Here is a 14,679-nt window from a genome sequence, read left to right as displayed (position 1 = left end):
AAATTGCTGTAGATTCCAAATACAAAAATAAAAAAACATTATGTCAAATATTGCAATAGTTATTGAAGAAAGGGCTGCCGATATAGGCAATTTCCTGGTTGGACGCCTTCTTCCCTTCCGGCAAAAACGCATGGTGGGCCCTTTTATCTTTATTGATCATATGGGACCCGACACGATTACCGAACCGCACTTCATGGACATTGCCCCACATCCACATATCGGCTTATCAACGCTGACTTATCTGTTCGAAGGCAATATTATGCACCGTGACAGTCTGGGAAATGCCGTGGAAATCAAACCTGGCGCGGTAAACTGGATGACAGCAGGAAAAGGTGTTACACACTCCGAAAGAACGCCGCAACAATTGCGATCCACATCCCATAATTTGCATGGACTCCAAATTTGGGTTGCTCTACCTAAAGAGCTCGAAAAAATGGAGCCTAATTTTGTACACATCGAACAACCTCAGCTTCCCCAATGGACTGAAGATGGGGTGTCCTATCGGTTAATTGCCGGAGAAATTAAAGAACATCACTCCGAAGTGCCCGTTTACAGTCCGTTGTATCTGATCGAAATGAAAGCGGAAGAAGACGCGACGATTAAACTAGGGGATAATCTCTACGGCGAAAGTGGTTTATACATCTTGGATGGAACTGTAAAAGCAGAAGGTCAGGAATTCGGACCAAAACAAATTTTGGTCGCCAAAGATGCAAAACTATGCGAATTCCAAATGAAAGCAGGTACTTCGGTATATATTTTTGGCGGAACCCCATTTCCGGAGCAACGTTATATCGACTGGAACTTTGTCGCCTCGGATTTAGAAACGCTGCGGGAGGCAAGAGCTAAATGGGAAAACCATGAATTCCCAAAGGTTCCGGGCGACAATGGCTATATTCCCATCCCACCGGCAAATCCTAGCTTGGGCAAAAAAAAAGATCAGTAAAATCATACTGAAAATAAAAATATCGTTAAATTCAACGAGATCAGCTCAACATGCTGAAACAACAAATATTTACCCGAAAAGGCTTGAACTCATGAATCAATTCCAGCCTTTTCTGGCGTGGATCCCAAATAAACTGAAAAGACAGCTAATGGTCGATCCCACTCACACCGCCAGAAACGACCAACTTCATCGCATCTGTGGGAGACATCTCCAATTTTTTCACCTTATCCGCACTGATAATGACCACCTGGCCTGCAAAAGAATACGAGTATGGAAAATAGACCATCACTTCGTCTTTAAGACCTATACTTTTCAAATCATGCTGCGTCAAAAATCCGATCTTCTTCAGACCAAATTCATTGACAGTCACCAATACAGGCTCATTAAATTTCTTTGCATCGCCAACAAATGCCTCAGTAAAGTCTTTTATGGAGGTGTACAACGTATTTAAGAGTGGTATCCGTTTGATTTGGTGGTTAATCCAAACTTTAATTGGATCGGTAACAAAATTTGTAAATATAACACCGGCCAAAACCAGTACCAAAATGACAGTCAAAATACCTATACCCGGAATATAGAGCGGATGTCCCTTTTCATCCTCCAAAAAATGCTCGGTCAGATTTAACGAAGAATCAATTGATGCCACAATCCAGACAATTAGAAAGATCGCACCGGCCAATGGAACAACAACCAAAATCCCGCGAATCAAATAATTAATGAATCCCCTAATCAATTTACTAAACATGATCTCAAAATAAAATACTATTCAAAAATGCAGAATATCCTTTACTATTCATAAAAATATACTCTTTTTACCCGCTGAGAAATACTCGTGAGCAATTCATAGGGGATAGTCCCGATTGCCTTGGCCGACGATTTGATATCGGGATATACGATAACTTCGTCTTCCTCACCTACCTCGACATCGGTTACATCAAGCATACACATATCCATACATATATCTCCTATCGTAGGAACCAAAACACCGTTAACCATCATTTGACCTACGCCATTCCCAAAACGCCTATCGTACCCGTCTGCATAACCGATTTTTATCGTGGCAATCTTACTATCTCTATGCAGGACGCCATGACGATTATACCCAACGGTCTCACTGGCTGCAAGGTATTTTATTTGTGTTACATTGGTTTTTAGTATGCTTGCCTCACGGATTGGCAAATCATGGCGCTCAATATCAACTCCATAGAGACCGATCCCCAACCTGACCATATCAAAATAAGCATTTGGCCACAATTCGATACCTGAAGTGGCAGCAATATGACGGAGAAAAGAATATCCTATACCATCCTGCAGACGTTTTGTGCACTCATTAAGCAGATCAATTTGTCGCTGAGTAAATTCGTTATCCCTTTCATTTCCTGCAGACGCTAAATGGGAAAATGCCGATTTTACTTTTAAAATGGATGCCGTGTTGAGAAAAGTTATCAATTGATCGACCTCATCAGGCATAAATCCGAGGCGGTGCATCCCTGTATCAATCTTAATATGAATTGGGAAGGAGTTTACCTGTTTACCCTTCAAAAAATTCAAAAAGGAGAACAAAATTCTAAAACTATAGATTTCCGGTTCAAGATTATATTGCACGATGGACTCGAAAGAGCTTTCGTCGGGACTCATCACAACAATCGGTAGTGTGATGCCAGCGCCCCGCAAATCAACTCCTTCATCGGCAAAAGCTACGGTAAGATAATCCACACGGTTAAATTGCAAAAGATTGGCAATTTCAAAACTGCCACTTCCATAAGAAAAAGCTTTTACCATGGTCATAAGCTTCACATGCTTTGGCAGTAATTGTCTGTATACATTCAAATTATTTTCCAGTGCATTCAGATTAATTTCAAGTACTGTATCATGTGATTTGGCCACTAATTGCCCACTGATACGCTCAAAATGAAATTCCCGCCCTCCTTTCAGCAATACGGTTGCATTCTCAAAAGAAACGGATCTCATATCAGCTAAGAAAGCAGTTGTGTCCACATAAGAAATAGAAGGTACATCGAACTGCGACGCCAATTTCGGCAAAACCTCACCAATCAATATCAATTGATCCAAGTGGTACTCGCTAAGCAGACGTTTTAGCTTGGCCAAACTTTTGACATCATCTATACTGACACCTGAGATATCTGATAAAATCAACATCTTAAATGGATGTTGGCCCTGCTGATTCAAAAACTCGAGCGCAATTTGCAGTGCATCCAAGTCATTACTATAGGAGTCATCGATAATTGAACTATTATTTTTCCCCTTTTTTAACTCGAGACGCATGGCCACGGGTTGCAGGTTCTTAATTCGAGCAGCAATTACCGCACCCTCGTATCCAAACCGCAACATAACCGCGACACAGTTAATTGCATTTTCTACATTTCCTTTGTCCACAAATGGCACTTCAACAGCGAAGGTACGACCCGCATAATAGAAGGTAACCAGTGTAAATCGATCATTGATCTGCTTGATCGAATAAACCTCTAAAGAAAGTCCTTCCTCAAACCCCCAAGAAAACTTACGCGGTCGATAAGGTAACTGAACATTTTCGAGATAACTGTATGGAAAGATGATGGTTTCCACATGTGTAAATAGCTGAAGCTTTTCATCAATCTTCTCGGCTTTCGATTCAAAACCTGTCTTATGGGCGACACCTATATTGGTCAATACACCAATGGTAGGTTTGATCATCTGCTCAAGACGTGTCATCTCACCTTTTTCAGAAATCCCAGCTTCGATGATAGCGAGATTATATTCATCGGATAGTCCCCAAAGTGACAAAGCCACGCCAAGTTGCGAATTGTAGCTCTTGGGGCTTCGATAGATTTTATATTCTGGTGACATCAACTGGAAAAGCCATTCCTTGACAATTGTTTTACCATTGCTACCTGTTATGCCTATGAGGGGATAATCAAATTTTTGTCGATGAAAGGCCACTAATGCTTGCATGGCGACCAAACTATCCTCAACCCAAACAATATTTGCTCCCGATAACTCTACTTCCTGCTGTTCGTCAACTTGCAATACGAAATTCCGAACGCCTTTAGCATAGGCCTCTTTCAAATAATGGTGACCGTCTCTATTTTTCTTTAATGCAAAGAAAATCCCATGATCAGCCTGGACGATCTTACGGCTATCGTAAAATAAATGTTGGACAAAAGAATTGGGATCCGTTATAAATGTGCGATTAGGATGAAAAATCTGAACGATTTCGGATATTTTGTACATTCCTTTGATATTTCTTTAATTGTATCAAAACTGAACATTTTTTTAGTTATTTCATATTATTTTTGAAATTTTGACATTATGTTTAACGAAGAGAACAGAAAGAAAAAGATATTGACACAACGCCAGGCGCAGTTAAAGGCGGAGAGCTATTGTGCCTATCAGGAACGTGCCCAACAGGAAGTTCGCGATAAACTCTATAGTTGGGGACTGAGCGAAGAAGAAGTTGAAAATGTGCTCGCCGATTTAATTGCTGAAAACTTCCTCAACGAGGAACGATTCGCCATTGCGTATTGCAACGGAAAACTACGTATGAAAGGTTGGGGTAAAATAAAGATCAAACAGGCGCTGAAATTAAAAAGAGTATCCGAACCATTAATAAAAATTGCATTTAAACAGATCGACCTAGATGAATATGAGCAGATATTAAGTGACCTCATTAATAAAAAACGGCGTGAAATAGGTAGCAAGGATTTTTATACTGTGAAAAATAAGCTTTATCAATTTGCATTATCTCGTGGTTTTGAAAGTGATTTAATTTTTTCTGTACTGAATTCAAAGGAGTTATAAAAAACACTACAAGAAAGTACATAAATATTTTGCGATATTGATTTTTCGCTCTATATTTGCATCACCAAAAAGGAACGCAATGATCCTTTAAAAATTGAAATAAAATTCCAATGCGAAAATAGCTCAGTTGGTAGAGCACAACCTTGCCAAGGTTGGGGTCGCGAGTTCGAATCTCGTTTTTCGCTCACCTGCCTAGGTGGTGGAACTGGTAGACACGCAGGACTTAAAATCCTGTTCCCGTTAAGGGAGTGCGGGTTCGATTCCCGCCCTAGGTACAAGAAAGCTCATCTAACGATGGGCTTTTCTTGTTATAAACGTAGCGCTTCTAGGAGATTTCGCCTATAGCTAGAAATTCATTCAAAAAGAATATTCCGATTCCTATTGCTTAACATATTTTTTTTCACGGAGATGATCTAGGAATAATAAAAATCGATAGGCATAAAAAAGCGGAATATATAGGATATTCCGCTTTCAATACACTAAACAGGCTTGAACTACTATTTCTTATCCAAAATAGTAACTTCTACCCTTCTATTTTTTTGACGTCCATCAGCAGTTTTGTTATCTCCAACTGGATTTGACTGACCGAAACCTTTAGCAGTGATGCGAGACTCCGCAACACCTGAATCTACCAAGAATTTCTTTACTGACGCAGCTCTTTTATCAGAAAGCCACTGATTATACTCCACAGTGCCAGTGGCATCCGTATATCCATCAACTTTGATCTTATTATTGCTTTCTTTCAAAATCAAAGCCAACTTGCTTACTTCAGTTTTTGCCTTTTCAGATAAATAAGAAGAGTTTGTTGGGAACAATAGATCGGAAGATATACTAAATTTAATTCCTTCATCCGTTCTTTTTGCATCATTAAAATCCTTTCTTACATTTTTCAAACCATCATCAGTGCCATCTTTTGTTATAACTGCACCTGGATTGACTACAATAGCTTGTTGTTTACAAGAAAATAACGATAAACTTGCGCATAAGGTTAAAATTCCCAAATTTATTTTTCTAAGCATGTCGTTTGTTACGTATTTAATATCCATTTAAGCAAGTAAATATAGCGAAAAAAGTCAATAAGACTACCTGGTTATTCCAATTCTAACGTAACAAATCTATTTCTTGGCATATACTTTTTCTAAGGTCTTTTTGATCTCAGGGATATTCTCATACAATTTCCAGATCATACCCGAATTTGCATTCTCAATCATCACCGCGATTGAAGCTTGATTTCTTGCACGATAGCTTTCAGAAACATCGTTGTTTTTAATATCAATCCAGCTTCTGAAGCCATACTGTGTAAATAACACATCGGCATATTCTTCATAAAATTTACGCAATGCTTTTAGACCTATCTCTTTTTCAAATGGGTAAGCTGCTATCGATATCGCGGGATTTACCAAAAAACCTTGATATGAATCTTCAACTTTTTCCACCCCCCAAATATCTGTAAATCGCGTTCCTATACTCATTTCATTGTCTCTGCGTTTATAAGCGAGGATATAGTCCGACAAATACTTTTTATAATCTACAAAATCATCTACTTTACCCTTTGGATCCATAATCAAGAAGGGACGATAGACAGCCATTAATGATTCATTTAAACTCCCACCAGCAATATTTTTGGCAAAAATGACTTTATCATCGGAATAGATCGAAGCCCCTGCATTTCCTACATTACTCATTAACGGATTGGCGCTTATTGAGTGTGCTAATGAATCATTTAACTTCATTTTAAGCTCTGGGGCCAAATCATTGGACTCATCCCCAAAATAAAGTTCATTCCCTGTATGTTTGGTTGCAAATCCATTGATATATGCTGAAATCGGCAAGGGATGAGTAGGTGAAGACATCGCAAGCAAGTAGGTGCCCAAACTTTCATTAAATCCACCCATCGGCCGGGATCGAGCAGTACTATCCACCGGAGACCACTTATCCCAGAGTACATCTGCATTCTTTGCATCAGTAAAGTAGCCCCAATTTATACGCTCCCAAAGTTTTGTAATATTCATTCTTAAGTTCTGCTCGTCTGGATTATCTTTAGCAAAATATTGTCGAGCGATTAACAGCGACTCCATGATATGAGAAGTACCGCGTAAGTCATAATTTGGAATTGAATCGCGATAGTAAGGCACTCCAGACCGACCATCGTAAAGCGCGGTAAAGACACCTTGGTGCTGTTGAACACCACTCAGAAATTTCACAATCCGCGTCAATCTGCCCAATAGAGCCTGCCTCGATATTAAATTATTCTCTCCTGCAACAAGCAATCCCAGTATGGCATAGCCCGTTTCATTGGTGGATACAACTGCTTGTCGATTTCCTCGATCAGACAAAAACATACCACTGTTTACATCATAGTTGTCTATAAAATAATTGACATGCGCATTCCGAATAAAATTTAACATCTCCGCATCCGTTCCCTTTTTTGTCTGTACCTCTCTAACTTCAGAGAAAGGCGATTCGACATAATTATAGTCTACCCATGCGATTTTGTAATAATATGGTTTGTTATATTCGTCCACCCGATCCAGGGATTTTTGTACATAGATTGGCAAAATTGCTATGGGTTGATAATTAAGCTTGTCTTCTGAGCGATAAATTTTCACGTAGCGAATACTTGGTGTCAGAGGCAATTGCCATACCAGCTCAACTTGCTTATCTACCGAACTTATTTTAGACAAGATGGCAGCGGATGATAGTTTTACTTTCGGAAAGTTCTTGGGCAAAAATTCAATTTGATCTATAAATAATTGATTGGTCTGCGAAGAACTTCCATTTTGTTCGAGGATGAAGGCCGATACAGATTTGCCGATTGAAATTCCAGCAAATTTAGCCACCGGAATAGATACGTTAAGCCAGGTATCATAAGCAAAACCATCGATATAACTGGCAATATCCACAGCATTCGTCCGTGTATCATTTTGTTGCAACGTGACTTTAGGGAGTTGTCCCTTCTCAGTATTGCTTTGAATAAATAGTTTGAATGTCAGATGGTCATCCTTAGTAATTAAGTAAGGAAATTTCTGTTTGTCGTTTAAAATACTTGCTTCCCATTTCCCATTGGGAGAAGAAACGTACCGCAGTGAAAGTGAATTACCCGGTGTAAAAAATAGACTGTCCGACACAGGTAAGCTATAACTTACATTCTGTATCCATGACTCACCGGTATAATGTGCAATACTCTTAGCATAGCTTCCGTTGATAACGCTATTGTCAAATAAAACTTCAGGATAACTTTCGGATCTGGCCAAAGAAGGCAAGATCAGTAACAAAATAAAGTAAAAATATTTTTTCAGCATAAGTCAACATTTTTCACAGGGCTACAATCAAAAACTAAGCCACCACTACGTTTATAACGCAAATGTAACAAAGGAATTCCAATGATATTATCCTAGCTAATTTTAATTTCAGAAAAAATGCGCTAAATTAGCCCCCTGAATATTTTCATAAAATAGATATATGAAAACCACGTTTGATTTTGAAAAGCCAATTGCGGACTTGCAATTGCAAATTGAGAAGGTAACTCAAGTTGCCGAAAAGACTCAAGTTGACATGAGCGCAACGGTTCGTGAACTGGAGGAAAAGCTTGCTTCGACCGAGAAAGATATATACGGCAATTTAACCGGATGGCAAAATGTACAGATGTCACGCCACCCTGATCGCCCGCAGACTTATGATTACATAGAAGCTATATGTGATGAATTCATCGAATTGCATGGTGACAGGAATGTTAAAGACGATAAAGCGATTGTCGGGGGGATGGCCTCAATAGACGGTAATGCGGTTATGATCATTGGCCATCAAAAAGGCAAGAATACAAAAGAGCGTCAATACCACAATTTTGGAATGGCCAATCCTGAAGGCTACCGTAAGGCATTGCGTTTGATGAAAATGGCTGAAAAGTTCAATAAACCCGTTATCACATTAATTGATACGATGGGAGCCTATCCAGGATTGGAAGCTGAAGAACGCGGACAAGGAGAAGCGATCGCACGTAACCTAATGGAAATGGCTGTATTGAAAGTGCCAATTATATGTGTTGTTATTGGCGAAGGAGCTTCAGGTGGAGCTTTGGGCATTGGTGTTGGAAACAGAGTCTACATGATGGAACATACGTGGTATTCGGTCATTTCCCCAGAGTCCTGCTCTTCTATCCTCTGGAGAAGCTGGGATCATAAAGAAAAAGCTGCTGAGGCTTTAAAACTGACATCTAGAGATATGCTTGGCAATGGATTGATCGATGGTATTATTCCCGAACCTCTAGGTGGTGCTCACCAAGATCCAGCCGCAGCTGCTGCTAACCTAAAAAATCAATTGCTAAAAGATCTTACCGAATTAACGGTTAAAGATAGCGATACATTAGTTTCCGAAAGAATCGACAAGTTTAGTAAAATGGGCGTTGTGACCGAATAACATCTGTCAACACTCCTCTAATCATATAAAGTCAGCTAACCACTGACTTTTTTTTTTGATTATGCTCCCCAATAAAACGAGCATTTTCAAATATAGAATAAGCTTCACATCGATCAACTATTTCTGCTAATTCTTAAACTGACATAATGAATAAAAATTAATTCTTTAATTTTTAAACAGTTATCGTAATTTCAAAAAAAAAGGTAAAAAAAATTGGCACAAGGAATTTATTTTCCTACCTTTGCATCACTTTCAAAAACAGAAAGGATTCCGTAGCTCAGCTGGTAGAGCAATACACTTTTAATGTATGGGTCCTGGGTTCGAATCCCAGCGGGATCACTAAAAAAAGCTAATCAAATGATTAGCTTTTTTTGCTTTAAAAAAGATACTCTGTCCTATTCTATCTTTGTCTCAATACATGCTGCGAAAACATCGATCTTTTTTTGTTAGGTAGGTGTAGACCCTTCATTTTTTCTTAAATTCTTAGTTTTAGAAAACCATAACCAAATGGGGAACAATTTAGCTTTCAGCATTGCTTGTTCAGTGCTCGTCCAGTGCTTACTCACTGATCCCTCAATTGATACCGAACAATCAATGGGCAAGCACTGTCTAAAAATTAATTTAAAATTGTGGTTAGGTAAAAGTTGGCATTAGAATACATAGATTTTATTATTTATCTTCTTATAATCATTTTAATGGATTAAATAGAATTTTGAGGATTCCGATTCCGCTCAGGACGCGTGCTCGGTATCGATTTAAAAGGTCATATTAACATATCTCATAACTTAGAAGGTAAAAGATCAACAGTCAGCTCCATATTGTTAGATGAGCTTAAATTTGCCGCAGTGGGCTATGGCATCAGAAACTGTAATCGTCGGAGGTGCACATGATTTATTAGAATTTTCAATACAAAAACTTTACGCCATTAGGGGGCATTTCTTTGCGTGTGGAACGCATTTTCTTTATACTGCGCTATGGTAAGATTGCAAGTTCAAATGATTATCAGCAAGGATAGTGGTCTGTTACTGGGAACATTTATTTAGGATACAACAATTGGCCGGGTACAATAATACGAGTTTTTAAACAATAAAAAAGGGGATACTCTCCCCTTTCTATGCTTTTGCCTGCAAAGCCAATGCGTATAATTTCATTTGCTTAATCATAGATAACAGTCCATTTGCTCTTGTAGGTGACAAATGTTCTTTCAATCCTATTTGGTCAACAAAATATAAATCAGCATCAACGATTTCTTTAGCAGTGTGTCCAGATAGCACTTTGACCATTAAACTCACCAGCCCTTTGGTGATAATAGCATCGCTATCCGCTTTAAAATATACCTTTCCATCTTTTATCTCTGGAAAAAGCCAAACTTTGGATTGACATCCTTTGATGATATATTCATCTGTTTTATATCGTTCATCAATTAAAGGCACCTCTTTTCCGAGCTGGATGATATATTCGTATTTTTCCATCCAATCTGTGAAAAAAGCAAAATCCTCAATCAATTCATCCTGTATTTCATTAATGGTCATACTTATTTTTATATTAAATCAACATATTGACCGCGCGCTGAATTCCCGCAACCAAAACATCTATTTCCTCCTTTGTATTATAAACGGCTAAAGAAGCACGGATAGTCCCCGGTATTCCAAACCGGTCCATGACAGGTTGCGCACAGTGGTGCCCAGTACGGACAGCTATTCCGAGCTTATCTAAGATAACCCCGACATCATAAGGATGTGTACCTTCTATTACAAAGGATATCACAGAACACTTATGCTCGGCTGTACCTATAAACCGTATCCCCGAAACTTCAGATAGCTTCTCTGTGGCGTATTGCAATAATTCAAGTTCATAGGCTTCAATACTTTCTAGACCAATTGAATTGATATAATCTATTGCCTCATTTAAACAGATACCAGCTTCAATGTTAGGTGTACCGGCCTCAAATTTAAAAGGCAATTCATTATACGTCGTTTTTTCAAAGGTGACCTCTTTAATCATATCTCCGCCACCTTGATAAGGCGGCATTGCGTTTAATAAATCTTCTTTACCGTATAGCACCCCCACTCCTGTAGGTCCATACATTTTATGGCCTGAAAACACCAAAAAATCAACATCAAGATTCTGAACATCAATTTTTAAATGTTGGACGGCTTGAGCTGCATCAACCAACACGACAGCTCCGTACTGATGGGCCATTGAAATAATCTGACCCACTGGATTGATTGTCCCTAGCGCATTTGAAACATAGGTCACTGCAACTAGTTTGGTTTTCTCATTTAACAAGTTCTCGTATGCAACCATATCGAGCTCACCCTTGTCATTCATTGGAATCACTCGGATTTTACAGCCCTTTTCGTCACAAAGCATCTGCCAAGGCACAATATTAGAGTGGTGCTCCATTGCTGAAATAATAATCTCATCACCAGCTTGGATAAAAGCTCTGCCATAACAAGTAGCAATTAGATTAATACCATCTGTGGTCCCTTTAGTGATAATAATCTCCCTGTCCTCTGCTGCATGAATAAAAGCTTGAACTTTTTTTCGAGTTATTTCAAAAGCGTCCGTTGATATCTGACTGAGATAATGCACACCGCGGTGCACATTACTATTCATATCCGTATAATAGCGAACAATCGAATCGATAACAGCACTTGGTTTCTGTGTTGTTGCGCCATTATCCAAATAAACCAATGGCTTACCGTTTACCTCTCTTTTGAGAATGGGAAAATCAGCACGTATTTTATCTATATTAAATCTTTCCAACTTTGTCTAAATAATTTATACAAAGTTAATAGTATTTTATAGAATACAGGATGGTCAATCTATTTTTTATGTCATTATCGAAAGCATTCTAGGTACGCTATCGAATAAAAGAGCAAATTTGCCGTTTTAACAATTATAGTTAGCTTTTATAAATTATAGATGCTATTTAGTACCTTTGTAATAATATGCAAGAATTACCTCTAAATTTACCAGAAGGCTCACGTAAAGAAGTGATGGCCTATTTGGAACCGTTCATGCTCAATGAGATGAGCGAATACCTGAAGCCTGTTGAAGAAATGTGGCAACCTGCCGATTTTCTTCCCGATTCTTCTAGGGATACTTTTTTTGAGGAAGTAAGAGAGTTGCAGGAAAGTGCAAAGGAACTCTCTTATGATTTGGTCGCTGTATTAGTCGGAGACACCATCACCGAGGAGGCTCTTCCGACTTATGAATCCTGGTTGACTATGGTAGAAGACGTCGACAAAAACGAGCAGGGAGGATGGATGAAATGGGTACGCGCTTGGACAGCTGAAGAAAACCGTCATGGTGATCTTTTGAACAAATACCTTTATTTGTCAGGTAGAATAGACATGCGCCAATTTGAAATGTCTACCCAATACCTTATTCAAGATGGTTTTGATATCGGTACTGGTGCTGATCCATACCGGAATTTTATTTATACTTCATTCCAGGAATTGGCAACCAATGTTTCCCACCGTCGTGTATCCGGCCTTTCCAAAAAAGGTGGTGATAAACTTTTGGCAAAAATGTGTGGTGTCATCGCCTCTGATGAAGCTCGTCATGCCAAAGCCTACATGTCTTTTATTTCAAAAGCATTTACTGTAGATCCAAGTGAAGTCATGATCGCATTTGAAGACATGATGCGTAAAAAAATAGTTATGCCCGCCCAATTTTTAAGAGAAGCAGGCGAGCCTCAAGGAGAGGCGTTTGCGCATTTCTCTGACGCCGCACAGCGTTTGGGGGTATATACAGCTTTAGACTACGTTGATATCTTAAAAGAGCTGAATAGAGAATGGAACATTGATCAGATAACAGGACTGAATGATAAAGGGGAAAAAGCGAGAGATTATCTCCTCAAACTACCCGATCGTTTGATTAGACTGGCAGACCGTATGAAGGTTCCGGAAAAAGATTATAAATTCAAATGGATTTACGGATAATATAAAAAAAAAGCTTGATTTAAATAATCAAGCTTTTTTTTATGTCTAATTTTATGGATTAGTGTACTTCCTGCATTAACTTTTTCACTAATGAAGAGAAGATAATTAATATCACCCCAGCAATCAATGCAGATATTCCTAACGTTTTATAGCCATCTGTGTAAGCCAATAGTTTAGACGACAATGTGCCTCCGGTATTTGCTTCCGACATTTCTGCGCCGATTTTACCCGCGAAGAACTGTCCATAGGCACTTGCCAAAAACCACATGCCCATCATCATACCAAACAGACGTTGTGGAGACAACTTCGTGATAATGGACATTCCAATAGGCCCCAAACAAAGTTCACCAAAGGTGATAATCAACCAGGTGAAAGTGAATAGATTTAAAGATGACTTACCATCTTCATCTGCAAAAAATCGCAAAGAGTAAAAAAGAAAAAAGCCTAACGCCAGAAATAAAAATCCAATTCCAAATTTAATGATGGTATTCGGTTCTAGTTTCTTTTTAGCAAGCCATACCCACAATAAACCAACCAAAGGGCTAAATACAATAATGAAAAAGGAATTTGAACTATTATTGATAATATTAGGGTCTATTTTAAAAAACAGTAGGTTGTCCACCAAATTATCCTTTGCAAACAATGAAAGGGATCCGCCGCTTTGTTCATAAATTGTATTAAAAATTAAATACATAATAATGAAGATCAATGCTGCAATCACTTTCTTACGGTAACTATTATTCAATTTCGTCAACTCAAAGCCCAAATACGCGATTGCAGCAAAACCGATTCCATACATAAAATAGTCCGTAAAATTACTATTGTGAATTAGTACATAAATAATCGGCAACATGACGATAGCCCCAGCAATGACTAAACTTTCCTTGATTGTACGAGAAGATCTTGAATGATGTGCTAATGGAGAATTCCCTATCGGCGCAATAGACCTCCGAATTAAAAAATAAGTCACTAATCCTATGATCATCACAATGGCAGCGGCTAAAAAGCATAGGTTCCAGGAATAATTTTTCCCTAAATAAATACACAGTGCTCCACCTAACAATCCACCAATATTAATTCCCGCGTAAAACATCCCATATCCAGCGTCACGACGAACATCACCTTCTTTGTAAAGCTCACCTACCATTGAGGAAATATTAGGCTTAAAGAAGCCCGTACCAATAATAGAACAAGTAATACCAAAATAAAAAAGGTCGTGTGGATTATAAGCTATGATAAGATTGCCGATTGCCATAATCAATCCGCCAAAGATAAGGGATTTTTTAAACCCTAAAATCTTATCAGCAAAGATACCGCCAATGAACGTAAAGGCGTATATAAAAGCCTGTATGGCACCATATTTAAGATTGGCATCCTTCTCAAACAATCCAAGTTGATCTGTCATAAAAATGACCAAAACACCTCGCATGCCGTAAAAACAAAATCGCTCCCACATCTCGATGGTAAATAAATACCATAATTGCTTAGGATACTTTCCTTCAAAATTTCGAATCTCTTCTAGCGACTCCCTTGTACTAACCTCCATACTAATTTATATTAATCAAAAAAGCT

General features: G+C 38.6%; 11 protein-coding genes and 3 tRNA genes. 7 read left to right on the top strand and 7 right to left on the bottom strand.

Annotated elements, in window-relative coordinates:
• Nucleotides 1-40: 40 nt before the first annotated feature.
• Nucleotides 41-943: a pirin family protein gene (locus tag B2107_RS21290; protein WP_293957766.1), complete on the top strand. Its 903-nt coding sequence runs from the start codon at nt 41-43 to the stop codon at nt 941-943.
• Nucleotides 944-1,088: 145 nt separating this feature from the next.
• On the opposite strand, the gene B2107_RS21285 is transcribed toward B2107_RS21290, so the two are convergent.
• Both B2107_RS21285 and B2107_RS21280 read right to left on the bottom strand, forming a co-directional pair.
• Entirely contained in the window at nt 1,089-1,688 is a 600-nt protein-coding gene (locus B2107_RS21285; RefSeq protein ID WP_293957765.1) for a DUF502 domain-containing protein, read from the bottom strand.
• Nucleotides 1,689-1,732: 44 nt separating this feature from the next.
• Nucleotides 1,733-4,174, bottom strand: a complete 2,442-nt coding sequence (locus B2107_RS21280) for a bifunctional UDP-N-acetylmuramoyl-tripeptide:D-alanyl-D-alanine ligase/alanine racemase (protein WP_293957764.1) — start codon at nt 4,172-4,174, stop codon at nt 1,733-1,735.
• 78 nt (nt 4,175-4,252) lie between these two features.
• Here B2107_RS21280 and B2107_RS21275 point away from each other — a divergent pair, with 78 nt between their 5' ends.
• The 3 genes from B2107_RS21275 (at nt 4,253) to B2107_RS21265 (ending at nt 5,016) form a co-directional block, all read left to right on the top strand.
• Complete coding sequence (locus tag B2107_RS21275; protein WP_293957763.1) at nt 4,253-4,741, top strand: regulatory protein RecX; 489 nt, start codon at nt 4,253-4,255, stop codon at nt 4,739-4,741.
• Nucleotides 4,742-4,853: 112 nt separating this feature from the next.
• A tRNA-Gly gene (locus B2107_RS21270) sits at nt 4,854-4,926 on the top strand.
• Between the two features lie 5 nt (nt 4,927-4,931).
• Nucleotides 4,932-5,016: transfer RNA gene (locus B2107_RS21265), tRNA-Leu, on the top strand.
• Nucleotides 5,017-5,238: 222 nt separating this feature from the next.
• On the opposite strand, the gene B2107_RS21260 is transcribed toward B2107_RS21265, so the two are convergent.
• Complete coding sequence (locus tag B2107_RS21260; protein ID WP_293957762.1) at nt 5,239-5,760, bottom strand: OmpA family protein; 522 nt, start codon at nt 5,758-5,760, stop codon at nt 5,239-5,241.
• Nucleotides 5,761-5,856: 96 nt separating this feature from the next.
• On the bottom strand, nt 5,857-8,043 hold the full coding sequence (locus B2107_RS21255; protein WP_293957761.1) for a glucoamylase family protein: 2,187 nt from the start codon (nt 8,041-8,043) through the stop codon (nt 5,857-5,859).
• Nucleotides 8,044-8,203: 160 nt separating this feature from the next.
• Between B2107_RS21255 and B2107_RS21250 the strand changes: the two genes are divergently transcribed.
• A complete protein-coding gene (locus B2107_RS21250; RefSeq protein WP_293957760.1) occupies nt 8,204-9,157 on the top strand; it encodes an acetyl-CoA carboxylase carboxyltransferase subunit alpha in 954 nt (317 codons plus the stop codon).
• Nucleotides 9,158-9,423: 266 nt separating this feature from the next.
• A tRNA-Lys gene (locus B2107_RS21245) sits at nt 9,424-9,496 on the top strand.
• 773 nt (nt 9,497-10,269) lie between these two features.
• Here B2107_RS21245 and B2107_RS21240 read toward each other — a convergent pair.
• Together B2107_RS21240 and B2107_RS21235 are read right to left on the bottom strand one after the other, a co-directional pair.
• The gene (locus B2107_RS21240) at nt 10,270-10,689 is read right to left on the bottom strand and encodes a SufE family protein (protein ID WP_286777194.1); all 420 of its coding nucleotides are present in this window, start codon (nt 10,687-10,689) and stop codon (nt 10,270-10,272) included.
• A 13-nt stretch (nt 10,690-10,702) separates the two neighbouring features.
• Nucleotides 10,703-11,926, bottom strand: coding sequence for a cysteine desulfurase (locus tag B2107_RS21235; RefSeq protein ID WP_293957759.1), 1,224 nt, complete (start codon nt 11,924-11,926; stop codon nt 10,703-10,705).
• A gap of 185 nt (nt 11,927-12,111) precedes the next feature.
• On the opposite strand from B2107_RS21235, the gene B2107_RS21230 reads away from it, so the two are divergent.
• Nucleotides 12,112-13,107 (top strand): acyl-ACP desaturase, encoded by a 996-nt coding sequence (locus B2107_RS21230; RefSeq protein ID WP_293957758.1) that lies wholly within the window; start codon nt 12,112-12,114, stop codon nt 13,105-13,107.
• Nucleotides 13,108-13,165: 58 nt separating this feature from the next.
• Here the strand turns inward: B2107_RS21230 and B2107_RS21225 are convergent, their stop codons facing one another.
• Nucleotides 13,166-14,653 (bottom strand): peptide MFS transporter, encoded by a 1,488-nt coding sequence (locus B2107_RS21225; RefSeq protein WP_293957757.1) that lies wholly within the window; start codon nt 14,651-14,653, stop codon nt 13,166-13,168.
• Nucleotides 14,654-14,679 lie beyond the last annotated feature (26 nt).

The sequence above is a fragment of the Sphingobacterium sp. UBA7855 genome (assembly GCA_002500745.1).
GTDB lineage: Bacteria > Bacteroidota > Bacteroidia > Sphingobacteriales > Sphingobacteriaceae > Sphingobacterium.
The sequence above is the reverse complement of the archived record's forward strand: the minus strand, read 5'-3'. Positions and strand labels throughout refer to the sequence as shown.